The following is a 26300-nucleotide window of genomic DNA, read 5'->3' as shown; positions in this document are numbered from 1 at the left end:
CGGAAGAATGGAGTCTTATTTTATTAGATATTATGATACCTGAATTAAGCGGTCTGGAAGTATTAAGGAGAGTCCGCAGACAGGAGAACGACACCCCGGTTATTTTACTGACTGCCCGTGATGAAGTGTATGATAAAGTGAACGGCCTTGACCTTGGTGCAAATGATTATATAACTAAACCTTTTCAAATTGAAGAATTGCTAGCCCGTATCCGTGCGAATTTACGGAAAACCGTTCAGAGCGGGAGCAGTAATGAAACATTGCAAGTAGGCGATTTACAAATTGACACGGCGGCGCACGAAGTTATCCGGTCAGGTAATATGATTGAATTAACACCTAGAGAATATAATTTATTAGTCTGTCTATTGGAAAATAAAAATAGAGTATTGACACGCGAACAATTAATTGAAAAGGTCTGGGGCTTTGACTATATTGGTGAAACAAATGTGGTAGATGTCTATATCCGCTACCTGCGTCAAAAGATAGATAAAGGATATGATAAAGCATATATTCAAACGATACGTGGCGTAGGCTATTCGATTAAGGAAGGAAGCCAATGACATTACGTAAAAAAATCATTTTATTTTCATCTGTTTTTATGTTTTTGGTGATTGCTATTTCACATACGGCAATTTATTTTCTATTTTACCGAACGGCTTCCAATGGAGAAATCGATCAGCTTCATATCCAGGCAGACGCGTTAGTGTCTACCATTGCCGAAAATAATTCCTTATCGGAAGAAGCAATGGGAGAACTGTTAAAGGCTTATTTGCCAGCGAACGGAATTATTCGAATTATAAATGAAACAGAGAATGATGTTCTTCCTGTGCAGACAAAATCAAATCGTTATACAGACTTGAGTGTAAGTTATACAACATCAGAAACAAGCCGTATTGTCCAAGACGACAACACAGGAAGCAATTTTGCGGTTATCGAAAAACCAATCATTTGGGAAAGTGGCGAAATTGTTACAGTTCAGGTAGCGAATGAACTGGTTTATTTAGATGAAACAATGGGGACATTAACATACGTGCTTTTATTCTCCAGTGCAGTGATACTGATTCCAACTGTTATAGCGAGTATCGTTTTAAGCCGCTTTTTATTAACACCAATTCAAAAGCTAAAGGATACGATGCGACGGAATATCCTTAATAAAAATTGGCAGAAGATTGATGTGGATGAGCGTTCTAAGGATGAGCTTTACGAAATGGAAACCACATTTAATGAAATGATTGACTCCTTAAAAGAAAACTTTGAGAAACAGGAAGCCTTTGTATCCAATGCATCTCATGAACTGAAAACACCTATTCAGATTATCAAAAGCTACGCCCAGCTTATTGAACGTCAAGGAAAGAAGCGTCCGGAATTACTGGATGAATCTGTAGGAGCCATTGATTCAGAGGCTGACCGGATGCAGAAGCTTGTAGAGCAGCTGCTATTATTAGCAAAGCATAAAAATGAGGAACAGAAGCAGGCAGTAAATATACAAACGATAGTAAAGCAGGTTATTCAGACGTTCCAAAAGGCATACCCTGAACGGAGCATTCAGCTGGAAGCCGAAGCTGGAAATTATGAAAGCTTTGGTAATATCGATCAGCTAAAACAAATCCCATATATATTAATTGAAAATGCATTAAAATATAGTGAAGAAGCAGTTCTGGTAACAATGCATACAGATACGGAGAAAACTGTGATTCAATTTAAAGATGATGGGGAAGGTATTGCTCTTGAAGAACAGGAGAAGATTTTCGACCGTTTCTACCGCGTGGATCGTGCCAGAAATCGAGAAACTGGCGGAACGGGCCTTGGATTAGCTATTGCTAAAGAAATCATTGAAAGACATGATGGAGAAATCACCGTGGAGAGTGAAATTGGTCAGGGATCAACATTTACTTGGATTCTTTCCAAATAACATTTTTCTCATCAATTTCTAATCTAGTTATCATGCTTTCATAAAAACTGCTGTTTATACTAGAGAGAAAGGGGGGATAGAGCATGCGTAAAAATATAATCTGGGTGATTGGCGGTCTGATGGTGCTTGGTATTATTGGTTTAACCGTATATCAGACTAATGCTACATCTTCTAATCCGGATCTAAGCAGAGAGGAAATCAGTAACCTTGTCACTGCCCAATATCCCGGTCAACACACAGAACCTGAATTGAGTGTGGAGAATGGGGAACCGGTTTATCAGATGGAAATCACGCAGAATCAAGGTGTCTATTCCTTAAAATTAAATGGAGATACAGGGCAGGTAATTGATTTGACAGCTACGGAAAAAACAGCTGAACATCATCAAGAGAAAGAAACAGAAAACGATACAGAGCCTGCAAAAGAAGGTGAAAATGAAAATCCAGAATCAAATGAGGACACAGAAACTGCCGAAGAAAAAACAGACAGTAATGCTGATAATCAAGCGGCAGAAAATGATGCTGTGATATCACATGAAGAAGCAATGGAAATTGCCAAAAAAGAATTCCCGGGAGAAGTCACAGATTTGGAAATGGATTCGGATGACGACATTTTAGTTTATGAAATCGAAATTATCAATGGAGAAGATGAAGCTACGATTGAAATTAATGCTTATACGGGGAATATTGTTTCATTGGAAATTGATTTAGATGATTAAAAGTATTATAAAGAAATCCAAACGTATTCTCCTTGAAAGAAATGTGAGAGGTAAACGTTTGGATTTTTAATGAATGAAGAATTTTAGTTGGTAATATGACTAATAAATAGATTCTGTCTCATTCCAAAATAATTCTTTTGGCACATAAGCGTAGCCTTCCATCAAACGACGGGAGGTTCTAGCTACAGCTGTTTTGTTAAATTGAACCAGTTGACCATTGTCTTTACAGTCGATAGAAAATTCCATAGACCCTGATGGATGGCCAATAATAACTTCATTATAATAAGGATTAGTACTGCATTCATAAACTATGGTTCCCGTCAATTTTGCAGCAGCTGCTGTACAGATTCCGCCAGTAACGGGAAATGTTTTATGCATTTTTTGCATAGACATTGCGCGAGCTGTTAAATGAATTGTTTGATGCTCTATGATATCTCCATGTATATTTGTGTATGTCTGTGACGGAGAAACCATAATAATTTTAGGACTTGATGGGGTTACCTTTGTCGCATCTTCCACACTTTCTACAAAACCTATTTTTTTAGCAGCGGATGAACGGATTATTTCCAAAGTATTCAGCTGCTTTGCTGTTAAATCAGTATGCATCTCTGTTCCAGTAAGGCCTAATTGCTCCGCTTGAATAAATACTGCTGGTGCAGCTATATCAACTATACTGACATTAAAATCTCCCGCTTTTGTATGAAGGATTTCTTTTCGATTACCTGTAGGAAAAAGCTTCCCAGTTTTTGCACCATCAGCATGAAGAAAATTTAAATCTATTTTTGCTCCTTTTCCTGGTACACCATCGATAGTATAGTCTCCTTCAGATACTGATTTTCCAGAGCTGACTGGAACACAAGCTTCAATTATCGTATTTGTATTTGTATTAAAAATCCTTACCTTTGTGTATGGTTTTTGTACAGCAACCAAACCTTCATCGACGGCGAAAGGCCCAACACCGCTTAAAATATTTCCACAGTTTGAATTATAGTCAATTTTCCCTGTTCCAATGCCAACCTGTCCAAATGTAAATTCGATATCTGCATCAGGTCTAGTAGAGACACTTATAATAGCCAGCTTACTAGTTAGTGAATCTGCTCCTCCTAATCCATCAATTTGTCTTTCATCTGTCCCGCCATAGATGGAAAGAATTACTCTGTCTCTAACTTCTGGATCATCAGGCAAATCGTTTTTTAAGATAAAAACACCTTTGCTTGTTCCACCACGTATAATTACTGAACGTATTTTTTCATAATCTCTCATAAATCATTCTCCTTTGCTTAAAATCCAATTAAATTTGTCGGCCAATAAATATCAAGAGCTGAACTCAACAGGGAGACGCAAATAAGAACAAAAACTACAGAAATCCCGGCTGATAGCAGTTTCATTTTTGATTCGAAAATTAGGAATGTAAATAAGAATATAACTGTTGCTAACAATAATCCTCCGATAAAAATAAGTAATAAGTAACCAATCACCCATCCGATATATTTAAGCGGTTGTAATAAAGGAAGAATTGTTTGATTTTCCTCTTTTTTCTGTTGTTTATAGATTGTAAATACCTGAGCTATGAAATAAACAAACGTTAATATTACACCAGCAACAGAAATATAGAGAGGGAAAAATTGTGCTAATTTACTAAAGGTCAATGCTTCAATTAAAGTAAATGTAAATAAGGAAAAAAGAAATCCGCTAAAAATAAGATTAAGATAATCTTTGTTCATTTTATATTCCCCCTTTACTTTCAAATTTTTTACTAAAACGTTTCATGATTGTTCCTCCTGCAAGAAGAAGCACGATAATAATGGCAAGTGCAATGACTAGTGGATTTGTAAGCCATTCCCATCCGTACCTTTCAATGGATATCCAGTAATATCTTTCAGCAGGGAGGGCGAGCACAAAACCAATAAGTAATGGAGGACGCGGCCAATCTAAGATTGTCATAACGTAACCAAGTAAGCCGATAACAACAAATACAATCAAATCTCCCCATGACATCGTACTTTGGTAGGCACCTACCACTAATAAAACTAAAAGAAAGGGAACAATTTTTTCTCCTGGAACTAAACTGATTTTGGAGATAGGGCGAACTAACAACATACATAATAATGCACCGAAAATATTTGCAAATACGAGCGTCCATACAATAGATAAGGTTACAGGAAGATCGTCAGACAACATTTTCGGTCCTGCTTCCAGACCCATGAGTGTAAGCCCTCCCAGCAGGATTGCGGTAGTTCCACTGCCTGGTATACCGAAAAGTAATGTTGGGACAAGAGAGCCTCCTTCTTTAGCATTATTGGCACTTTCTGGAGCAATTACGCCTCGGATATCACCGCTGCCAAAATAATTATTTTTAACGGTTTTTTGCCCCGCACCATAAGCAATCCAGTCGACAACGCTACCGCCGAGTCCTGGGATAAATCCGATTAGAGCACCAATAACTGCACTGCGAAATACTAAAAATTTATTTTTCAGCGCATCCATAACTCCCTTTAGAATGCCGCTTTGCAATTTAGCGTGACTTGATACACTTCCTTTGTCTGTTAGCATTGTAATAAGAATCGGGAATGCAAAGATAGCCATTGCAACAACGGGTAAAGAAATCCCTTGTGTTAAATAAAGTGTATCCAATGTATATCTGTACTCAGGAACTGCCGGTGCGCTTCCTACAGCGCCAATAAGCAAACCAAGAATCCCGGAGATGATTCCTTTTATTGGTGATTTTCCTGCTAATAATCCTGCCATACTAAGGCCTAACATTGTCAGCATGAATAATTCGGGTGAGCTGAATGAGGTAATTAATGGTCTGGCAAAAGGAATTGTTAAATAAAGCGCAATTCCGCCAATAACACCTCCAATCATGGAGGAGAAAAAGGATGCGCCCATTGCTCTAGAAGCTTCTCCTTTTTTTGTTAATGGGTATCCATCCATAATGGTTGCTTGAGAACCCGAAGTCCCTGGTATACCAAATAGTATGGAAGGGAAGGTATCTCCTGTATGAATTACAGCAATCATTCCAATTAAAAGAGCCATTCCAACATATGGTTCCAGTCCGAAAACGAATGGAAGCAGTAAAGACATACCAACTGTTCCGCTTAAACCTGGCAGTAATCCAACAATGACTCCAATTCCAATACCTAAAAACATATAGATTAGTCTTGAAGGATCTAATACGATCATTAAAGCTTCGATTGCACTTTCAATCATGAAATTACTCCTTTCTATAGCTTATTAATGTCAATATCATAATGAAGTTGTAAATATTCAATGATCCATTTTTTGGTATCTGGTGAAATGGAGAAGGACTGTTCAATTTGATTATTTAATTCCTCTCCCACAAAGGCATCATACCCTTCAAGAATATCCTGTGATTCTTCTTCAAAGCTCGTATCTTCAATTAAATTTTCCATTCCTTGCTGCAGTATTTTTTGGGAATGGTTTGGTGCGTTTTTGTGTACCCAAATAACTTTGTTTAAGCTATAGGAAGCAGCCACGGTTTGCTTATAAGCTTCCCATGCTTCTCCGCTGGGTTCTGTTCCATAGATATCGATATAAATTTCTTCAATAGTAGGAAGCTCGGGAAATTGCGGATCTCTAATAAGATTCCCATCTTGATCCACTTGACCTAAACTATATAAAGGAACAGCATTTCCTTCTTCTACTAAATTTTCTACATTACTTTTATAGGCAGAAGTGGTTTGGTAATCAATATTGCTTTCTCCTTGTTCAAAAGCAACGCGTGATGGACCACGGCCTTCATAACCTAATACAGCTTTGACATCCATCTCTAAAACTTCAAAAGACAGCAGGGTTACCAAATCCAGCCCAGTTGGCGAAATGCCTGCATAATATAGTTCATTCTCTAAAGAAAGCAAGTTTTCCATTCCGTCCTTTGCAAGTTCCGGTTTTGTATAAACAATCCCCCCTGATGGAGCGCCTATTAATGGGGTGAAATCATCTAAATCATAATCTACAGAAGACTGCTCCAATATAAACGGAACGTGTGACGAGGCACTGGAGGTAAGAATATTGAATCCATTTGGTGAACGAGAATTAGCGTATTCATTCGTTCCGGTAATACTTGCACCTCCAGGAATATTTTCTACCTGGACTCGGGGCTCCCCTTCAATATGTTTGGCAAAGTAAGGTGTCATAAATCTAGCAAAAACATCTGTTCCTCCTCCAGCCTGAAAAGGAACAACAAACGAAATCGTTTCTCCATCATAAGAAGTACTTGCATTTTTATCATTCTCTGTTCCTGTTGCTTCCATGGTGTTACAGCCTATTAGCATGGCACTCATCAAGAGTAATAAGATATAAAAAAGATTTATTTTCAAAAGATTCATCCCTTTCCAAATAATAATTGTTTTTATAGTAAACGCTTTCAGAGAATAAGTAAAATAATGATATTTTATTTATCTTCATAAAAAAACTTGATAACCTATGATGTTTTCTACATAATGGGATTTAAATAAATCCAGAGGAGGAATAAGATGGAACAAAAAGATTGGATTTTATTGAAAACGCTTCATGAGGAAAAAAATATGACTCGTACAGCAGAAAAATTATATGTATCTCAACCATCTTTAAGTTATAGACTCAGAAATTTAGAAGGGAATTTAGGGGTAAGAATTTTTTTTAAAACAAAAAATGGAATAGAATTTACTTCTGAAGGAGAGTATTTAGTGAATTATTCTCGAGAAATGCTTAAACAGTTTCAGTTTGTGAAAGATACAATGAGTAATATGAAAGATGAGGTGTCTGGAACCCTGCGAATAGGCGTATCCAGTAATTTTGCCCAGTACTTGCTGCCAAGAGTATTGAAGGATTTTTCTAATAATTTTCCGAATGTTCGGTTTAATGTTAAAACTGGCTGGAGTACACAGGTTATTGAATTTCTTAATAATTCCAGTGTTCATGTAGGCATCTTAAGAAATATACGAGGATGGCATGGAGAAAAAATACTTTTAAAGAGAGAAGCGCTATATCTTATTTCTAAAGAAAAAATAAATATGGATTTTTTACCAGAATATCGCTTGATTAATTATAATACTGACAGCTCATTGAAAGAGAGCATTACAACCTGGTGGGCAGATCAGTTTTCAGAACCTGCGAATATTGAAATGGAAGTAGATCGGCTTGAAACATGTAAAGAAATGGTAAAAAATAATTTGGGTTTTGCTATTGTTCCCGGGATATGTTTGAAACAAGATGATGATTTATACCAGCAGGCAATTTATTTTAAAGATGGAACATTGGTTACAAGAGAAACTTGGCTTGTTTATAACCAATTATTTGAAAATTTGTCAGTAGTTAAGCATTTTGTAAACTATTTAAAACAATGGAATGAAGAAGATTAAATTTATTTATCGTCTTATTAAAGAAAAAAGTATTAGACGTTTATTAAAAGATAAATTATGTTAAAAGCCAAAGCGTGAAAAGGAGGAAAAGAATGACATTATATAAACTTGGTTTATTAGAAGGAGATGGAATTGGTCCAGAAATTGTCCATGCAACTGCTCGTGTAGTAAATGCAGCTATTAAAAAGCAGAAAGTTGAGATCAAATGGGTCCAGCTTCTAGTTGGTTGGAAAGGAATCCGGGAAGCAGGACACCCGCTCCCCGATGAGACGATTGCAGCTTTAAAGCAATGTCATGGATGGATTTTAGGGCCACACGATTCTGCATCTTATCCTGAGAGGTTTAAAGCAATGCGTAATCCTAGCGGTGAATTACGGCATCGATTTGATTTATTTGCGAATATTCGTCCGACAAAAACGTTCCCTGGCATTCATGGAGTAGTGAAGGAAGCGGACCTGATTATTTACAGAGAAAATACAGAAGGTTTTTACGTGGATCGGAATATGTTTCAAGGGGTAGGAGAGTTTCAGGTTACCCGGGATGTTGTACTTACTACAGGGGTCTTCACCAGGCAAGCTATTGAAAGAATTGCTCATGCTGCTTTTCAAAAAGCGATGCAACGAAAAAAAAAGGTGAGCATTGTTCACAAAGCAAATGTAATTCGTATGGGGTCAGGCATGTTTTTGGAAGTATGTAAAGAGGTTGCGAAGAATTATCCAGAGGTGCAAGTAGATGATTATCATATAGATGCAATGTGTGCCCATATTGTTCGGCGAATGTCAGACTTTGATATCATTGTGACGGAAAATATGTTTGGAGATATTCTATCTGACTTAACTGGTGAATTAATTGGAAGTTTAGGGCTTGCACCTTCTATTAATGCTAATAAGGATGTTGCCATGGCGCAAGCAGCTCATGGATCTGCGCCGGATATAGCAGGGAAAGATCTTGCTAATCCAATCGGGATGATGCTTTCTACTGCTCTTTTATTAGAATGGATGAGCAAAAGATTTGCTGATTCCAGATTAAAAAAGGCAGGAGTAATAATAGAAAAAAGTTTATATCAAACATTAGCTGATGGTGTAAAAACAAAAGATCTAGGAGGAAATAAAGGAACCGGAGCTTTCACAAATGAAGTATTGACAAGACTCAAGTCATAAAAAAATTTTATCAACTATACTAAAAAAACAGTATTTTATTTATCTTTTAAGAAGTATTATACTCAGTGTAAATTATAAATAATTTATGGGAGGACAATATGAATAGAAAAGATAACCAGAAATTCGATGTAGTTGTTGTAGGCACTGGAAATGCGGCACTTTGCTCAGCTATTGCTGCGAAGGAAAATGGAGTTAATGTTCTTGTTTTGGAGCGCGGACCCAAGGAGAAACGTGGTGGGAATTCTTTTTTTACAGATGGAGCAATACGTTTTGCTTATCAAGACAAACATGCGTTGAAATCAATTTTAACACAACTAACACCAGGAGAATTCGAAAAAATAAGTATACCAGAATATCAAGAAACTGATTTTCTTCAAGACATTATAGCAGTAACAGAAGGAAAAAGTGATCCCGAGCTATCTAAACAGTTAGTTGAAAAATCTTATGAGACAATTGAATGGATGAAGCAGCAAGGTGTAGGATTCGAACTGAATGAAAACCAGTCATTTGATAACAATGGCGTCCGTCAGTTTTGGGGAGGATTGCCAGTAAAAACATATCGTAAAGGTATCGGATTAGTTGAGGCTTTATTTCAAAAGCTGGAAATGCTTGAAGTAGAGATTCAATATGATTCAAGAGCTCTTCAACTAGAAATTGAAAATAATAAAGTAAGCGGTATCATTATTGAAGAAAATGGGTTAAGAAAGAAAATTCCTGCAAAGGCTGTGGTCTTGGCATGCGGCGGCTTTGAAGCAAACAAGGAAAAACGTATGAAGTATCTGGGCGAAGAATGGGGGGCAGCGATTGTCCGTGGAAGTGAATTCAATACAGGTGATGGGCTGGACATGGCAATAGAAGCGGGCGCACAACCTTATGGTGATTGGTCAAGCTGTCATGCACATACCACAGATTTTCAAGCTCCAAAAGTTGGTGATTATAAAAAACCTGGTGATATTTATAAGAAATCCTCGTATCCTCTTGGCTTAATTGTAAACGCAAATGGAGAACGTTTTGTTGACGAAGGAGCAGATTTTAGAAATTACACTTATGCAAAATATGGAAAAGAAACACTTCGTCAACCAAAACAAAAGGCGTTTCAAGTATTTGATAATCAGGTACGTCCATTGTTAAGAACGGAATATAATCTAGAAGAAGCAACCTGTTTAAAAGCTGACTCGATAGAAGAATTGGCTGAAAAAATAGGTGTAGACAAAAATAAATTTTTAGAGACTATAAGAGATTATAATGACGCTGTACAGGATGGAGATTATAACCCGGCAATCAAAGATGGTAAGGGGACAAAAGGAATTACACCTCCGAAAAGCAACTGGGCTTTGTCTTTTCAACAAGCACCATTCTATGCTTATCCAGTTACTTGTGGAATTACCTTTACTTTTGGAGGCATTCAAGCCAATAAGCATAGCAAGGTATTAGACGAAAATCAAAATCCAATTCCGGGATTATTTGCTGCAGGGGAAATGATAGGCGGTCTATTTTATGGGAATTACCCTGGTGGTTCAGGTTTAATGTCTGGGGCTGTTTTTGGGAAACTAGCAGGAGAATCAGCAGCAAGCTATGCGGAGCAGTTTGATGAAGTAATCAGTAAATAAGCAGTTGATTTGATAACAACAAAGCTCATATCCAAATAACTGCAATTTCTATTTGAGGGTATTTTCCAAATAACTTATTTCTCATGAAATTCTAATCTTACTCAAAGGGTGTTGTCATTATTAACGGGTAAGATGTAGTTAATAAGAAATAAGGAGGAAAAAATAAATGAATAAAAAAATTGGAATGTTTGCAGGAGCGGTTGTATTAGCAGGAGTTGTCGGAACAGGAATTTACCATGCAGAAGCAGCAAGTTCAAACGAAGGAGAACCCCAAATTGTTGAAGCAGGCAGCTTAAACATGGAGGACGCAACGAAGAAATTGGAAGAGGAATATCAAGGTAAGGTTAAAGAAATGGAACTGGATCGAGAAGGAGATAAGTCCTTTTATGAAGCAGAAATTATTGTCGAAAACCAAGAATACGATGTGAAGATGGATGCTGAGTCAGGTGAAGTGGTTTATGAAGAAATAGACGATAAGGATAGACATGATGATGACAGAAATGATGATGATGTAAATCTGGAAGAGAACCAGCAGGACACAGCGGCAGCAAATGAAAACAATGATAATAAAGAGAATATCATAGCACAAGAAGAAGCAATTCAGATTGCAAAGCAGGAATTTGATGGAGACGTTACAGAAATGGAATTAGATTATGATGATGGCAGATATGTTTATGAACTGGAACTTGTTAATGGACAGCAAGAAGCAGATTTTGACATTCATGCTGAAACAGGAGATATTCTATCTTTAGAAATCGATTATGAAGATGATTGATAAAAAATAAATTTAAAATACAGGTGATAAAAAGGAGGGCGATTTTAGTCCTCTTTTTTGGCAGTTAAAAAAGTATAAACTTTCTTACTACATAAGTGTAACTAAGGTCGTCGCCTAAGGGCTTGGTAACAACCAAGTTTTCTAACGTAAAAGAGTTTCATATATGAGGAAAAAGGGTAATAAAAAATTGATAAATAATTAAGAAGGGATTGATTAGGAGGATTTGTATGAAGAAGGTTACATTATTTATCAGCGAAGGTAGTCAAGCATCGGAAAAGGTAAAAGCATTTCTAGATAAGAATGATGTTACTTATGAACTAAAAAACGTGACAGAAAATAAAATGTATTTAAAGGAATTACAGGAAATGAAGATTTTTGGGACACCGACTCTGTTTATTGATGGTAAGAAAATAGAGGGAAATCAAGAGAATAAAATTCTTTATGAATTAGGATTAGCTAATAATTTGAGTGAGGATGCTTATTTTTTTGAAAATGTGTCCAAAGATGGTTAAGGGCTATGCACGTATCAGCTTTCATTTGCATAAAATGGTAGTAATCTAAAACGTAAATGTAAAGGTTCAATGGTGATGAAAAGAGCCGAATCTACCATGGTCTTAGACGTTCAGGGAATGCCTCGAAAAAAACAATTACCATACAGTATATTTTATAATAGAAATTCCTTTTCCCGAAACGTCATTATAAAAAGGCAAAAGAAGGTGAGAAATGTGCAATATCGAAATTTCCCCCCTAATGGATTTAGTAGAAATAATCCTTATGCACCAGTTTCTTCAACTATTAACCAGCACAATGAAAGACAAGAGCTTACTCCATATGAATTATTTTCAAAACCAGAATTACCGACACAGTATTTAATGTCGCAGCAGCAAATCCAGTCACAGCCAGGTGCGGGCGCCGGCGGAACAAATGAAAATAACCCGTTTAATTTTGATACAATGATTAGCAAAGTAAGTCAGTTAGCAAGTACTTATCATCAAGTTTCCCCGATTGTGAAGCAATTTGGTACGTTTGTAAAAGGGTTCATGTAGGTATATATCAGCCCGATTTAGAAATGATAAGGTTAACCTCCTGCTCTGTGTATCACAGGAGGAGATTCCATTAAGTTTAATTTTATAAAGGGAGTAGAAAATCATGATAGGATGTTTAATTATTCATGGGTATACTGGAGGGCCCTATGAAGTGGAACCATTGGCAAATTATTTAAGAGACAGCACAGATTGGCATATTGAAGTGCCGACTTTGCCTGGTCACGGTACAGAATTAAATTTGAAAGATGCTTCGTATAAAAGATGGATTCAAGCAGCGGAAGAAGAACTTCAGAAACTGATTGACCAGTTTGATACCATTTATGTTATCGGATTTTCTATGGGCGGGATGATTGCTTCCTATTTAGCAGCTAAATATGATATTGCTAAGCTTGTCCTGCTCGCTACATCCGGTAAATATCTATCCTTAAAACAAATAAGCTTAGATGTTGCTGCAGTAGTTGGCGATGGAATACGCGGAACATTAAAAGAAAATCAATTATTCAATCACTATAAAAGGAAAATGGGCGTTGTGCCGCTAAAAGCGCACTTTGAATTTATGAAGCTGATCCGGTTTACCAGAAAATATCTGGATAAGGTGAATTCTCCAGTGCTAATTGCCCAAGGACAGCTTGATGGCATGGTTCCTTATAAAACAGCATATTATCTTGATAAAGAAATTCACTCTGAAAAAAAGGAAGTAGTCTTTTTTGAAAGATCCAAACATTTAATTTGCCTGGGGACTGATAAAGACACATTAAACAATATGGTCTATGATTTTCTGATGGAATCATCTGCATAAAAAATGCTGGGACAAACTCCCAGCATTTTTTTAGTGTTTTTAATAATTAATTTTTGAAGAAAGAAATAACTAGCGCACCTTCACCGCCGTATGTGGAAATAAGCGGTCCTGATTCTTCTATAATAGCATCGTAAAAAGCGTATTTGCTGCGGATTTTCTCAAGTACATTTATCGCTCTTTCTTTATCTCGGCAATAGGTCATCGTGATGATTTTATTCTCGGTATTTTGTGTGTATTCACCAATTTGATCAACGAATCGTTTTAAAGATTTCTTCTCACCGCGTACTTTTTCTGCAACATCAATAGCGCCTTCCTCTGTTGCCTTCATCAATACTTTTATATTTAACGTTTTTGCGATTTTCCCCTTTATTTTTTCTAAACGGCCGCCCAGAACAAGATTATCTAAACTTTTTAATACAAATAAAGTCGCAGTTTGTTCAATGCGTTCTGTTAAATGATGGACGAGATCTTCAAATGCGTACCCTTCCTCGATTTTCTTATTTGCTTCATGCATCAGCAGGCAGATACCGCAGGAAGCCGTCTTTGTATTAAGCACCTCAATAACACGCTCAGGCTCTTCTTCTAAGAGCATATTTTTTCCTGCCACAGCATTTGCGTAGGTGCTGCTTATTTCATTAGATATACTTAACATCAGAATCTGCTTTTCCGGCGGGATTTTTTTATATGCTTCATAAAAATCGGAAGGACTTGGAGCTGCTGAACGCGGAACCTCTCCTAATTCCTTTACTTTCTGATGAAATAATTCAATATCCATCGTTTGCCCGCTTTTGTACTGGCCGTCACTAAAATGAAGATATAACGGAACGATTTCTACATGGAGTTTGTTTTGTAAGAATAGAGGCAGATCAGCAGAGCTGTCTGTCATGAATTGAATTGTCATTGATTCACCTGCTTTAATGCGTATTATTTGTGATTCTTTGTTGAAATAGTAACTTTATTTTTTCGTGATGTACTAAGGATAAATAAAAATAATCCAAATACAATAATGGTTCCTCCGAGAAATTGGGCCCAGGTCGGCGTCTCATTCAAGATAAGAAAAGCAAGGATGCTGGCGCCAATGGGTTCAAACACAATTGCCATGGAAATGGTGGAAGTACTCAACCATTTCAGTGACCAATTAAAAAGAGAATGCCCCAAAAAGGTCGGTATGATTGCCAGGGCAATAAAAATCCACCAATGATTGGCAGGATAAGAGAAGAAACTCTCCTGCCGGATGAGATTAAACAGTGTTAGTATAACCGTACTGATACCATAGACAATAAATGTATAGGTAATTAAAGAAACATTTTTTCGTACATGCTGACCGGATAGAAAATAAATGGTGACAGCGATTGCTCCGAGTAATGCAAGCATGTCCCCGTAAATGACTTCTCCAGATAATTGAAAATCCCCTGAACCGATAATCAATCCGCCGAGTAAAACAATGAAGATGCTGATGATTGCACCAGATGAGAAACGCTCGCCGAAGATAAAGTAGGTCCCGATAAAAGCAAAAATCGGCTGAAGTGATATAAGTACAACGCTGCTGGCGACAGAAGTGTAATTGAGTGATTCAAACCACAAAATAAAATATAGCGCTAGAAAAATGCCGGCAAGAATGGAAAGCCACCAATTTTTTGTAGAAATTCGTTTAAACTCATGCTTGTAATGAAATAAAATAAAAGGCAATAAGAGTAAAACGGCAAATAAAAGACGATAGTTGGCGATAATAGAAGCAGGCGCTTCTGTTGCAAGCCGGACAAGAATTGCTGATGTAGATATAGAAAAAACCCCAATGACAACTGCTGCTTTAGGGTTGAAGGCGGACTGACGCATGGTGATAACTCCCTTTTTACATGTTCAATACGATGTATTTTTTCTTCTTTGGTGTTATATAAGTGCAATGTGAAAACTGAATGCAAGCGCATGATAATTTTTTAGATCCTTCATTGGAGAAGTGAGGAATCTTTAATGAAAAGAAACTGGGAATTCTTAGTGCATACGCATACATAACTAATTACATTTTATCATGATACGAAAAAAAAATCATTTTAATCTGTGTACTGGATATATGGTATATAAGTATGGTATGATTAAGAAAGCATTTTTTAGGGGCCTCTTACCTTATTGAATTGGTTATGCCTTTTTTGTACTTTAAACGTTGATAATGAATAAGCGCTAAAATACGTTATTCGTTTAATTGCTGATGTGGAGTGAAATGTTCATTCAATCAGCAATTTTTAGGTAGTAAATCAGTAATTGTATAAAATATTTGAAGCGGACTTGATTTCAAAAGACTTTGCTTCTTTCACCGGAGTATTGATGATTTTTACTGATTTGTATAATAAAATGAAAAGTATGAGAAACTCTTTATAAGGCCTCTTTTGCAATAAAAAACAAAAAGGAGTCGACGATTACGTGACTAAATTTAACGAACTAGGCGTTTCTGCGCCAATAATGAAAGCTTTAGAAGAAATGGGGTTTGAAGAAGCTACCCCGATTCAAGCAGAAACGATTCCATACGCGCTGGAAGGACACGATGTGATTGGACAAGCGCAAACAGGTACAGGGAAAACCGCAGCATTCGGTATCCCATTGATTAATAAAATCGATCCAAAACTGAAAAAGGTTCAGGGTTTGATCGTTGCACCGACACGTGAGCTGGCAATTCAGGTAGCGGAAGAAATTAACCGTCTATCTAAATTCAAGCGGATACGGGCACTTGCTATTTTCGGTGGTTCTCCAATGGACCGCCAAATTCGAGCATTAAAAGACGGCCCTCAAATCGTTGTAGCAACACCAGGACGATTAATGGATCATATGCGCCGCAAAACGATTCGTATTGATGAAGTGCATACAGCAGTTCTCGATGAAGCAGATGAAATGCTGAACATGGGCTTTATTGATGATATTCGCGAAATTTTAAAAGGTATTCCAGAAGATAGACAAACATTGCTTTTCTCTGCAACTATGCCGAAGGAAATTCGTGATATTGCGACAACGCTTATGAAAGAGCCAAAGGAAGTTAAAGTAAAAGCGAAAGAAATGACAGTAGAGAACATTGATCAATATTTTATTGAGATTCCAGAGAAGTTTAAGTTTGAAACACTAAATAACCATTTGGATATCAATTCTCCTGAATTGGCTATCGTTTTTGCAAGAACGAAAAAACGTGTAGATGAAATCACTGAAGGGCTTCAAGCAAGAGGTTATCGCGCGGAAGGAATCCATGGAGACTTAACACAGGGTAAGCGTATGTCTGTATTGAATAAATTTAAACAGGGACGGGTAGACGTTCTTGTGGCAACAGACGTAGCAGCCCGCGGACTGGATATTTCCGGTGTAACACATGTGTACAATTTTGATATCCCACAAGATCCGGAAAGCTATGTTCACCGTATTGGAAGAACTGGGCGAGCTGGTAAAACAGGGGAAGCTATCTCCTTCATCACACCAAGAGAAATGGCTCATCTCAGCCTGATTGAAAAAACAACAAAAAGTAAAATGAAGCGTCTGACGCCTCCTACTAACCAGGATGCGCGACGCGGACAACAGCAAGTAACCATTGATAAAATGAAAAAGGCGATCGATCAAAAAGATTTGAACCCTTATTATGAAGCGGCGAAAGAATTACTTGATGATCATGATTCCGTTACGGTTATTGCTGCTGCAATCAGCATGATGACAAAAGAAAGAAGAGATACACCTGTACGCATTTCCTCTGCTGCACCAATCAGTGTGAAAAAAGCGAAAGAGGATAACCGTCGTGGAAATAATAAAAAACGTTATTATGGCGGACGTGGCCAAGGTGGACGCAATCAAGGCGGAAGAAACCAGGGCGGCAGAAACCGCAAAAATAATAAAGGGAATTTCCAGCGTAAAAGAAGAGACGACCGTTAATTTAATATCTGTATAAAAAAACATGAGGCAACGTTCTTACAAGAACAATGCCTCATGTTTTTAACTTTGGTGATAAACTTTAGCTCTTAAGACGGAATAACCGCAGCCTTAATGTGTTATAAAGGAACGCGTGATTCCAGTCTTGAAAGAGTATCGCAACGTCAGTAAACAAGCGTAAAAAGAAGCATTCACTTGTCTTTTAGTGAATGCTTCTTTTTAAATAAGATGTTTTTTATTCAGATAGCTCGGATAATGCATCCTGATCAGCGATAATCGTTACATTTGCATGCTTTTGTAAAATAGAAGCAGGGAAATCTTCTGTAACAGGTCCATTCACTAATTTATCTAACGCTTCTGCTTTTTGTGAACCAGAAACTAAGAGAATAATTTGTTTGGACTGCATAATCGTATCGATACCCATGGTAATAGCTTGTGTTGGTACATCATCGATGGAATCAAAGAAGCGAGCATTTGCTTGACGGGTGGATTCATCCAAGTCAATTACATGGGTTTGCATAGAAAATGGTGTTCCTGGTTCATTAAAACCGATATGTCCGTTTAAACCAATCCCTAAAATTTGAATATCAATGCCGTCAGCTTGTTTAATGGCCTTTTCATAGCTGTTGCATTCTTCCTGTAAATCATTTGCATCTCCATTTGGCAGGTTAACCTGTCCGCTATCAATATCAATATGATTGAACAGAAGATGATGCATATAATAGTAATAACTTTGATCATTTTCTTTGTTAAGTCCGACATACTCATCTAAATTGAAGGACGTCACATCTTTGAAAGAAACATTGCCTGCTTTGTGTTCTTTGATAATTTCTTCGTACAATCCTTCTGGTGTAGATCCAGTTGCTAAACCCAGCACACTGTTTGATTTCTCGTTTACTTGCTCTATCAGTTTTTTTGCTGCCAGCTGGCTCATCTCACTATAATTTTCTGCTCTGATAATATTCATTATGCTCCCCCTATAAGATAAATATAAATTATGATTTATCCTCATTATATAGTTTTTGCAATGCATCTGCCACTGCTTGTACCTGAGTTCCGACAATAATTTGCAAATTATTTTTACTTACTTGCTGAACACCGGGAACTCCTGTTTTCTTAATGCCATCCTGGTTTACTTTATCCATGTCCTGGATTTCCAGGCGCAGTCTGGTTGCGCAATTATCGATAGAATCAATATTTTCTTTTTTACCGAGATGTGTATAGATTGTTTCAGCCATTAATGTATGTTTGTCTTTAGCTTCATTGGCTGATTCAGGATTTGTAGTGGGTTCTTCAGCTAATTCATTATCATCCTGACGACCAGGCGTTTTCAAGTCTAATTTTACGATTAAAAAACGGAACAAGAAATAGTAAACAACAGCAAATGCAAGTCCTTGCAGGATGAGCATATAAGGCTGATTTGCCAATGGCAGCCGGAAGCTCAGGAAGTAGTCTACAAATCCTGCGCTAAACGTAAACCCTGCAGTCCATTGGAAGGCTGCTGCAATGAATAAGGACAGTCCGGTAAGTACAGCGTGAACAAAATACAATACAGGGGCTAAGAACATAAAGGAAAATTCTAGCGGCTCTGTTACTCCTGTAAAGAATGAGGCAAAGCCAACTGCCATCAATAGTGATGCTGCTTGCTTACGCTGTTTTGTTCTTGCTGTATGATACATTGCAAGCGCAGCTGCTGGAAGACCAAACATCATAATCGGGAAAAATCCAGCCATGTATCTGCCTGTAACACCAGGTTCGCCATTGCCATCCCAAAAATTACCGATATCATTAATACCTGCTACATCAAACCAAAATACATTGTTCAATGCGTGGTGCAATCCCGTCGGTATTAATAAACGGTTAAAGAATCCGTATAGACCTGCGCCGGCAGCGCCTAAATTACTAATCATTGTTCCGAAGCTCACCAGCCAGCCATAAACAACCGGCCAAACAAAAAGAACAGCGATGGAAACGAGCAGCATAGTTGCCGCTGTTAAAATAGGTACAAGACGTTTCCCGCTGAAGAAAGCAAATGCGTCTGGCAATGAAACATGACTGAAGCGATTGTAAAGCGCTGCAGAAATAAGCCCGGCTAAAATTCCAATAAAAACATTTTCGATATTATCAAAAGCCATGTCTACCTGACTTAAATCAATCTGCAGTAAACTAGCGACGCTTTCTGATTCCAATACCTTCGTAATAACGAGATAGCCAACCAGCCCGCTGAGCGCTGCGGCTCCGTCCTTTGCTTTTGTCATTCCTATTGCGACCCCGACTGCGAAAAGAATAGCCAGGGAGGAAAGGATAGCATCCCCGCCGCTGATTAGAAAAGCAGCAAAACGGCTGTCAGCTTCAAAGAAACTGTCTATCCAATGACCAATTCCCATAAGAACCGCCGCTGCAGGTAATACAGCAACTGGTAACATCAGTGATTTACCAAGGTTCTGTAAATATTTCATCATAATTTGTATCCTCCTATAATAATATTTAATACAATTATAGACGAAAAGAATACAAATTGTACATACATTTTTGAGATAGAAAAATGAAATACTTATAATAAAACACCTTGAAAGTATAATTTTTAATATTTGTAATTACAAATATTATGAAGAATTGTGTGTATTATCAGTTATTTAAAGGGCGATATAAAATTAATAACTGAATTTGAATATCAATGATTGAATTTGTTTTATTTGTTATGAAAGTATTTAGATTTTTCCAGGTTGAGCGGGAATACAATTGTGTATTTGTATGAAATAATGATTCGTTTTATGTTTATTTAAAACCAGCAGTTTTTTTACATCAGGTAAATAAATTCAAATACCAGTGAATCAGAATATCGCCTGAAAAATAAGAGAGCAGCGCGCCCAAAGCGATAAAAGGGCCAAAAGGAAATGGCTTATTCCGCTGAATGATACCGAAACGAAGTAAAACAATTCCAATTACTGCTCCAGAAATACAAGCCAGCAGAAAGGTTGCAATAATATGAGAGAAACCCAATACAACACCGAGTACGGCCATTAATTTCATATCTCCTGCTCCCATTGCTTCTTTATTCCATAAGATGACGATAAAAATAATCAAAAAACCAGTAAGAGCTCCTGCTACAGAGTCCCACCAAGGGTTTAGCGGTTCTATCAGCCGTACGAGAATAAAAGCAAAAAGGAAAAGAGCTAATAGCTTATTTGGAATGACCATATAATAGAGGTCAGTGATGATGATAAGAATTAATAGGGATATAAATAAAAGAGAGAGAAGCACTTCTGTAGGAGTGGCTGCATGCCAGTAACAAAGGGTAAAGAGAAAGCCTGTGGTAGCTTCTGTCAGCGGGTATAAATAAGAAATGGAATAGCGGCATTTTCTGCAGTGGCCTTTCAGAAGAAGATAAGACAGGATGGGGATATTATCGTACCATGCGAGCTGATAATGGCAGGCGGGACATTTGGAACGTTCATTGGAAAAAGAAATTTTTTGCGGGAGACGAATGCCGACAACCATAAAAAATGAACCAAAAATGGTGCCAAACAGGAAAAAGATGAATGAAGTATAGATTTCCATAAGAAACCTCCTTATTTAATTTTGAGGATAATTGCGAAGTGTTCTTATTATAGCATAAAGCCGGGCCCGTTTTATATTGTATTCATTTTTCACGAAATAAAAAGCTGGTTATGAAAAATTCACAACCAGCTCATTATTCTTATAAAATATTTGCCTGTCCTAATAGCCATAGAACAGCAATGATACCGACAATAATCCATAGCATATTTTTCCGGATAGCCTCTGGCATTTTCCGTTTTTTATTCCATCGATCCGGATCAAATTGCGGGCCGTCGTCATCATCTGCATACTTTCTTTTTCGCGGCCGGTTGCGCGACCAGGGGGAATAACTCTTTACGCCGGCTAAGAGAAGCGGAGCGTAGGTAAAACCGCTGAAAAAACCAAATAAATGTCCCAATATGCTAATGCCGCTTCGTAAAAATGTCATGGCCAACGCAATGGCTACAATGACACCAATGATTTGACTGCTGGATTGATCGATTAAATCTTTTCGGAAAAAGACCATATAAACATAGATTCCGAACAAACCGAAGATTGCTCCGGATGCGCCTAAATGAGCATAGGCAGGAGATTCAATAAAGTAAATAACAATATTTGCTGTCACAGCAGTGCCGATATAGGCTAAAATAAACTTGAATTTACCGAGCATTTGTTCAAGTGCAGGACCGAACAGCACGAGGGAAAAGGAATTAAACAGCATGTGCATGGCCCCGGCATGAAGAAAAATAGGGGTGAATAATCTCCACCATTCTCCTTCTCCAATCCAATAGTTGATTCCCACCCCATAATCTCTTATGTAAGTGCCAATTTGTAAATTTAAAAAATCAATAATAAACCACAGAAATATATTGATCCCGACAATGATGGTTACCACGGGATATAATTCAAAGAATTCTCTGATGCTCCGTTCTGTCCTAATAAACATATTGTGCCTCCCATAGCCAATGCTTTTAAATGAAATAAGTTGTCCTATATACTATAATAATAAGAAATAATACAGATTATGACCATTATAAAGGTGTTACTATAAATAGAAAAATTTTAGGAGCAGTGACCATGATACTTGGAATCGGTGTGGATATCGTTGAATTAGCAAGAATCAAACGATTACTTGAAAAAAATAATCGTTTTTTAGAACGTGTATTAACCAGCACAGAGATGGAACAAGCAGGGCAGTTAGCTCTTCATCGGCGCGTGGAGTATGCAGCAGGGCGTTTTGCTGCAAAGGAAGCTCTGGCTAAAGCAAATGGAACTGGGATTGGAAAACTGAGCTTTCAACAAATCGAAATTAGAAATCATGCCAATGGAGCGCCGGAAATGCAGGCAGAGGGGATGGAGGATATATCTATCCACGTGTCTATATCTCACAGCAGAGAGTATGCAGTAGCACAGGTTTTATTAGAAGAGAGATAGGATAAAGTAAAATGACAGCATTCTAAAAATGCATAATCGCATAGTTTGTCTCATATATTTTATTGCGGTAGGAGGGAACGAATTTGTATATTGTTACCGCGGAAGAAATGTACAAGATTGACCGAGAAACTATTCAAACGATGGGCCTTGATGGAAAGATACTCATGGAGAATGCAGGGAGAGAAGCGAGCAGAGAAATAAAAAAGCGGATAACTAAAGAAGATAAGACAGTTATTTTAATTGGCGGCGGAAATAATGGCGGAGACGGTTTTGTCATTGCCCGTGTGCTTGAAGAAGCAGGTTACGCTATCAAGGTGATCCAGGTTGCGCCGGACGAGAAAATTACAGGTGATGCAGCTCGCCATAAGAAGATTTATCGTCAATTTGGCGGCCAGGTGGCGGATTATAATGAAGGGACGGCAGATACAGTTCTTTCAGAGGCTGATGTGATTATTGATGCGATGCTTGGAATCGGTGTGCGCGGCGGATTAAGAGGCGATATCTTAACTGTAACGAGACAGGTGAATAAACAAGATGCGTATGTGATTTCCATCGATATACCAACTGGGCTGCCGGCAGAGGAAGGCTTCGCGGATTTTCAGGCTATTGAAGCAGATGCAACGATTATGATAGGAGCAGTAAAACAATCGGCTGTCTGTCAGCAAACGTCTTCCTATTATGGTGAATGGATTGTAGCGGATATTGGTTTTCCTGAAAAATTATTCCAAGCGCACACAAAAAAACGCTTGTGGACAACAGCAGATTTTCAGGAAGCTTTTCCAAAGCGGGGCGTCAATTCTCATAAAGGAGATCATGGAAAAGGGCTGATTATTGGTGGAAGTGAGCCGATGCCGGGATCCGTTCTGATGACAACAAAAGCAGCCTTGCGGACTGGAGCAGGGTTATTAACAACGGCTTCTGTGAAAAATGTAATTTCCATGATTGCTGGAAATAATCCGGAGGCTATGTATATTGGCGCATCCGAAACAGATGGCTGTATCACGGGAATCGATAACATTGACTTGTCTGGTTTTGATGCGATTGCTGTTGGCGTTGGTCTGGGCAGAAAAGAAGAAACGGCCAAAGGCATTTTTCCGGCATTGCTCAAGTATAAAGGACCAATCGTTATCGATGCAGATGGTCTTTTTCATCTGAGAGCCTATGCAGCAGATTTTAAGTTAAGACAGGCTCCGCTGATTTTAACACCTCACCCAGGTGAACTTGCTGCTTTAATGGATATATCTGTCTCGGACTTACTTATGGAGCCTTTCCGGCATAGTTCTGATTTTGCCAAGCGGTTGAACTGCTACCTTGTGTTAAAAGGAAAGCATACCATCATTACCGATCCGGATGGTAACCAGACCGTAGAATCAAGCGGGAACCCTGGACTTGCTAAAGGAGGCAGCGGGGATGTGCTGACCGGTATGATTTTAGCAACGGTGATGCAGAGCAAATCGATTTTTGCAGGAATAAATAACGCTTGCTTCTTGCACGGAAAATCTGCAGACTTATTAGTCCAAGAAGAACACTCGGAACAGGATTTGCTGGCGGGGGATGTGATTCAAGGCATTCCAAAGGCAATCCGTACATTTTCTTCATAAAACGGTGTGACGTACTGTTAACAAATCGTTCCCTTTGTTAAATGAGACAAGGGAGATATGCTGATGATAAATAGACGTTTTTTCAGTGTCGTTTTACTATTAGGTGCATTGAGTCTGGTGCTGGCAGCATGTGGAGAAAAAACGCAGGAAGATGTTGTGGAGGAATTGCAGGAGACAGTTGCCGATCTAGAGGGGTATAAAGCCACTGCGGATATGACGATGAATACAGGAGAGCAGGAACAAACATTTTTGATTGATATATGGTATCAGGCTGATGATCAATATCGTGTGAAGCTGGAAAATGAAGCTGAGCAGAATGAAAGTCAAGTCATTTTGAAAAATATGGATGGTGTTTTTGTATTAACGCCAGCTTTGGAAAAAAGTTTCAAATTCCAATCGGATTGGCCAGAGAATAGCAGTCAGCCATATTTGCTTCAATCACTGGTCAATGATGTATTAAACGATCCAGAAGCGCAATTTGAAACAACGGAAGACCATTATATTTTCCAGACGAAAACAAATTATCAAAGCAACAATAATTTACCGGCTCAAGAAATTTACTTTGACAAATCCAGTTATACACCAGCAATGGTCAATGTGTTAAATCAAGATGGGGAACCGCTGGTTAATGTCACTTTTCATGGTTTTGATTTAGATGCAACATTTGCAGAAGATGATTTTACGATGGAGAAGAACATGGAGCAGGAAACAGATGAGGAAAGTGCTGGTGCAGAAGAGGGAGCAGCTGTAGAAACAGCTGCGCAGGAAGTACGGGAGTTGTATCCTACGTTTACAGCTGGAGCAGAAATGGCGGATAAGCAAGAGGTTCCCCTGGAGGATGGAGAGCGAATTATTACAACCTTTGAGGGAGAGAAAAACTTTACACTTGTTCAGGAAATCAGAGAAACAGCTCCAGTGAGCTCAGCTCCAGATGTAGTCAATGGAGATATTGTGAATCTGGGAGCTACTGTTGCTGGGTTGGAAGATAATGTTTTAAAATGGAGTTATCAGGGTGTTGATTATCAATTGGCAAGTACAGAGCTGACGAAGGAAGAAATGATTGAAGTAGCACAATCTGTCCAAGGACAGTTAACAAAATGATACGGTTAATACAAAAGCAGGCTCTCTGAAAACGGAGTCTGCTTTTGTATGTCCCATTTCCAGTTTAGAGGTATGATTTTAACATATTGGCATATAATTAATAGACAGGTATTTATTTCGTTGCATAAATCAGCTAAAGGATAAAAATCGAATGAAAAATTCAAGGCTTGGTGAACGTTCTTTCATTTTTGAACATAAAATGAAAATTTAATGAAGAAAAATATTGTTTAACGGAGTATTTTCCTCAGCGGCAGTCAGGAAGCCGGGAGGAAAGCAGCGTAAGGGAAAAACGCTCATTTTTAACACTTCAAATAATATAGATACCACAAAATTTAAGGTTTAAAACGACAAATTTACATGATTTTTTTACAAATTCGCCATAACCCCTTTGCAAAAGTATGTTCACAATGCTATCATAATATTAAATTGAATAACGAACGTTAATTGTTGGCGGGGGTGCTTGGTTTTGGCTGAAAATAAAGAAGAAATTTTAGTGAAAATACCGAAAAATTTGCTGAGTGAGGTGGATGGATTAATGAAATATGAGAATAGCTCTGACTTAAGTGATTTCATTTGTGAAGCAACTCAAATTTATTTAAACCATAAAAAAGAAGAACACCTCCAGCGTTTTCATGAAACGATGCAGCGCGGATATGAGGAAATGGCAAGAATTAATCTAACGATTGCTTCAGAGGCTTTTCAAGCTGAAGAAGAGGCTGAAATTACTCTAGAGCGCTCTGTGATCGGGGTGTAACACTTGTGATCGTTCAAAGAGGCGAGGTTTATTTTGCTGACTTATCCCCTGTGGTTGGCTCAGAGCAGGGCGGTGTGAGACCGGTTCTTATTCTCCAGAATGATATAGGTAACCGATTTAGTCCGACTGTGATTGTGGCGGCCATTACCGCGCAAATTCAGAAGGCTAAGTTGCCAACGCATGTAGAGATTGATGCAAAACGTTATGGGTTTGACCGGAATTCAGTTATTCTGCTGGAACAAATTCGCACGTTAGATAAGCAGCGGTTAACGGATAAAATTACAAAATTAGATAAAGAAATGATGGAAAAAATCAATCAATCATTAGAAATAAGCCTTGGCTTACGAGATGTCTACAGTAATAATTAATACTTTTCTGATGCGTAAAAAGACTGTCCTTATATTAGGGCGGTCTTTTTTAATGAAGGTTCATCGGAGAAAGAAAGGAAATCATATAAAAAGTTGGAGGAGGAAGCTCTAACGGGTTCCATAGGGTGAATAATCTCAAGTCTCAAAAAAATACTCCGTTTTCCATAGATCCCGAGCTCCTCTCCTTTAAAGAAGACTTAGCGATTGGCAAGCCGACAGGCGCA

Annotated in this window: 26 protein-coding genes; 16 read left to right on the top strand and 10 right to left on the bottom strand. The window is 38.0% G+C overall.

Going from position 1 to position 26300, the window contains the following annotated elements; genetic code table 11:
• The 3 genes from ACZSMY_RS21645 to ACZSMY_RS21635 all read left to right on the top strand — a co-directional run.
• A partial coding sequence (locus ACZSMY_RS21645) for a response regulator transcription factor (protein ID WP_465148282.1) occupies positions 1-560 on the top strand: 560 nt, incomplete at its 5' end.
• Positions 557-1912, top strand: coding sequence for a sensor histidine kinase (locus ACZSMY_RS21640; RefSeq protein WP_042532370.1), 1356 nt, complete (start codon positions 557-559; stop codon positions 1910-1912). The genes ACZSMY_RS21645 and ACZSMY_RS21640, both read left to right, overlap by 4 nt.
• 83 nt (positions 1913-1995) lie before the next feature.
• Positions 1996-2628, top strand: a complete 633-nt coding sequence (locus ACZSMY_RS21635; RefSeq protein WP_042532372.1) for a PepSY domain-containing protein — start codon at positions 1996-1998, stop codon at positions 2626-2628.
• A gap of 99 nt (positions 2629-2727) precedes the next feature.
• Here ACZSMY_RS21635 and ACZSMY_RS21630 read toward each other — a convergent pair whose 3' ends face one another.
• From ACZSMY_RS21630 to ACZSMY_RS21615, 4 genes are read right to left on the bottom strand one after another with little or no spacing between them, the layout of a single operon-like run.
• A complete protein-coding gene (locus ACZSMY_RS21630; RefSeq protein ID WP_042532374.1) occupies positions 2728-3891 on the bottom strand; it encodes a 2-methylaconitate cis-trans isomerase PrpF family protein in 1164 nt (387 codons plus the stop codon).
• A 17-nt stretch (positions 3892-3908) separates the two neighbouring features.
• Positions 3909-4352: a tripartite tricarboxylate transporter TctB family protein gene (locus ACZSMY_RS21625; protein ID WP_042532376.1), complete on the bottom strand. Its 444-nt coding sequence runs from the start codon at positions 4350-4352 to the stop codon at positions 3909-3911.
• 1 nt (position 4353) lies between these two features.
• Positions 4354-5838 (bottom strand): tripartite tricarboxylate transporter permease, encoded by a 1485-nt coding sequence (locus tag ACZSMY_RS21620; protein ID WP_193064400.1) that lies wholly within the window; start codon positions 5836-5838, stop codon positions 4354-4356.
• Between the two features lie 14 nt (positions 5839-5852).
• Positions 5853-6968, bottom strand: coding sequence for a hypothetical protein (locus ACZSMY_RS21615; RefSeq protein WP_379542314.1), 1116 nt, complete (start codon positions 6966-6968; stop codon positions 5853-5855).
• A 156-nt stretch (positions 6969-7124) separates the two neighbouring features.
• On the opposite strand from ACZSMY_RS21615, the gene ACZSMY_RS21610 reads away from it, so the two are divergent.
• From ACZSMY_RS21610 to ACZSMY_RS21580, 7 genes are all read left to right on the top strand, one after another.
• The gene (locus ACZSMY_RS21610; RefSeq protein WP_042532382.1) at positions 7125-7991 is read left to right on the top strand and encodes a LysR family transcriptional regulator; all 867 of its coding nucleotides are present in this window, start codon (positions 7125-7127) and stop codon (positions 7989-7991) included.
• Between the two features lie 92 nt (positions 7992-8083).
• Positions 8084-9151 carry an isocitrate/isopropylmalate dehydrogenase family protein gene (locus ACZSMY_RS21605; RefSeq protein WP_042532384.1) on the top strand — a complete coding sequence of 356 codons (1068 nt, stop codon included), beginning with the start codon at positions 8084-8086 and terminating at the stop codon, positions 9149-9151.
• A gap of 98 nt (positions 9152-9249) precedes the next feature.
• Positions 9250-10761, top strand: a complete 1512-nt coding sequence (gene tcuA / locus ACZSMY_RS21600) for an FAD-dependent tricarballylate dehydrogenase TcuA (protein WP_042532386.1) — start codon at positions 9250-9252, stop codon at positions 10759-10761.
• Positions 10762-10927: 166 nt separating this feature from the next.
• A complete protein-coding gene (locus tag ACZSMY_RS21595; protein ID WP_289584744.1) occupies positions 10928-11536 on the top strand; it encodes a PepSY domain-containing protein in 609 nt (202 codons plus the stop codon).
• A 227-nt stretch (positions 11537-11763) separates the two neighbouring features.
• Positions 11764-12048: a glutaredoxin family protein gene (locus ACZSMY_RS21590; protein WP_042532390.1), complete on the top strand. Its 285-nt coding sequence runs from the start codon at positions 11764-11766 to the stop codon at positions 12046-12048.
• Between the two features lie 213 nt (positions 12049-12261).
• On the top strand, positions 12262-12582 hold the full coding sequence (locus tag ACZSMY_RS21585) for a hypothetical protein (protein WP_042532392.1): 321 nt from the start codon (positions 12262-12264) through the stop codon (positions 12580-12582).
• A 103-nt stretch (positions 12583-12685) separates the two neighbouring features.
• Positions 12686-13381, top strand: coding sequence for an alpha/beta hydrolase (locus ACZSMY_RS21580; protein WP_042532394.1), 696 nt, complete (start codon positions 12686-12688; stop codon positions 13379-13381).
• Positions 13382-13427: 46 nt separating this feature from the next.
• Here the strand turns inward: ACZSMY_RS21580 and ACZSMY_RS21575 are convergent, their stop codons facing one another.
• The gene (locus ACZSMY_RS21575) at positions 13428-14282 is read right to left on the bottom strand and encodes a DegV family protein (RefSeq protein WP_289584743.1); all 855 of its coding nucleotides are present in this window, start codon (positions 14280-14282) and stop codon (positions 13428-13430) included.
• A gap of 23 nt (positions 14283-14305) precedes the next feature.
• Positions 14306-15217, bottom strand: coding sequence for a DMT family transporter (locus ACZSMY_RS21570; protein WP_256705797.1), 912 nt, complete (start codon positions 15215-15217; stop codon positions 14306-14308).
• Positions 15218-15799: 582 nt separating this feature from the next.
• On the opposite strand from ACZSMY_RS21570, the gene ACZSMY_RS21565 reads away from it, so the two are divergent.
• The gene (locus tag ACZSMY_RS21565; protein WP_042532400.1) at positions 15800-17281 is read left to right on the top strand and encodes a degradosome RNA helicase CshA; all 1482 of its coding nucleotides are present in this window, start codon (positions 15800-15802) and stop codon (positions 17279-17281) included.
• Positions 17282-17513: 232 nt separating this feature from the next.
• On the opposite strand, the gene nagB is transcribed toward ACZSMY_RS21565, so the two are convergent.
• The 4 genes from nagB to ACZSMY_RS21545 form a co-directional block, all read right to left on the bottom strand.
• Positions 17514-18245, bottom strand: a complete 732-nt coding sequence (nagB, locus tag ACZSMY_RS21560) for a glucosamine-6-phosphate deaminase (RefSeq protein WP_042532402.1) — start codon at positions 18243-18245, stop codon at positions 17514-17516.
• Positions 18246-18273: 28 nt separating this feature from the next.
• Positions 18274-19740 (bottom strand): N-acetylglucosamine-specific PTS transporter subunit IIBC, encoded by a 1467-nt coding sequence (gene nagE, locus ACZSMY_RS21555; protein WP_042532404.1) that lies wholly within the window; start codon positions 19738-19740, stop codon positions 18274-18276.
• Between the two features lie 343 nt (positions 19741-20083).
• The gene (locus ACZSMY_RS21550) at positions 20084-20839 is read right to left on the bottom strand and encodes an A24 family peptidase (protein WP_368901101.1); all 756 of its coding nucleotides are present in this window, start codon (positions 20837-20839) and stop codon (positions 20084-20086) included.
• Between the two features lie 139 nt (positions 20840-20978).
• Positions 20979-21764 (bottom strand): rhomboid family intramembrane serine protease, encoded by a 786-nt coding sequence (locus ACZSMY_RS21545; RefSeq protein ID WP_042532408.1) that lies wholly within the window; start codon positions 21762-21764, stop codon positions 20979-20981.
• 131 nt (positions 21765-21895) lie between these two features.
• Between ACZSMY_RS21545 and acpS the strand changes: the two genes are divergently transcribed.
• The 5 genes from acpS (at position 21896) to ACZSMY_RS21520 (ending at position 26076) form a co-directional block, all read left to right on the top strand.
• Positions 21896-22252, top strand: coding sequence for a holo-ACP synthase (acpS, locus tag ACZSMY_RS21540; RefSeq protein ID WP_193064389.1), 357 nt, complete (start codon positions 21896-21898; stop codon positions 22250-22252).
• Positions 22253-22335: 83 nt separating this feature from the next.
• Positions 22336-23853 carry a bifunctional ADP-dependent NAD(P)H-hydrate dehydratase/NAD(P)H-hydrate epimerase gene (locus tag ACZSMY_RS21535; protein WP_042532412.1) on the top strand — a complete coding sequence of 506 codons (1518 nt, stop codon included), beginning with the start codon at positions 22336-22338 and terminating at the stop codon, positions 23851-23853.
• Between the two features lie 63 nt (positions 23854-23916).
• A complete protein-coding gene (locus tag ACZSMY_RS21530) occupies positions 23917-24954 on the top strand; it encodes a LolA family protein (RefSeq protein ID WP_465148281.1) in 1038 nt (345 codons plus the stop codon).
• Between the two features lie 535 nt (positions 24955-25489).
• Complete coding sequence (locus tag ACZSMY_RS21525; RefSeq protein WP_374705761.1) at positions 25490-25708, top strand: antitoxin; 219 nt, start codon at positions 25490-25492, stop codon at positions 25706-25708.
• A gap of 5 nt (positions 25709-25713) precedes the next feature.
• Positions 25714-26076, top strand: a complete 363-nt coding sequence (locus ACZSMY_RS21520; protein WP_042532419.1) for a type II toxin-antitoxin system PemK/MazF family toxin — start codon at positions 25714-25716, stop codon at positions 26074-26076.
• Positions 26077-26300: the final 224 nt, after the last annotated feature.

This window comes from Oceanobacillus sp. B139/18 (assembly GCF_055524595.1).
The sequence above is the reverse complement of the archived record's forward strand: the minus strand, read 5'-3'. Positions and strand labels throughout refer to the sequence as shown.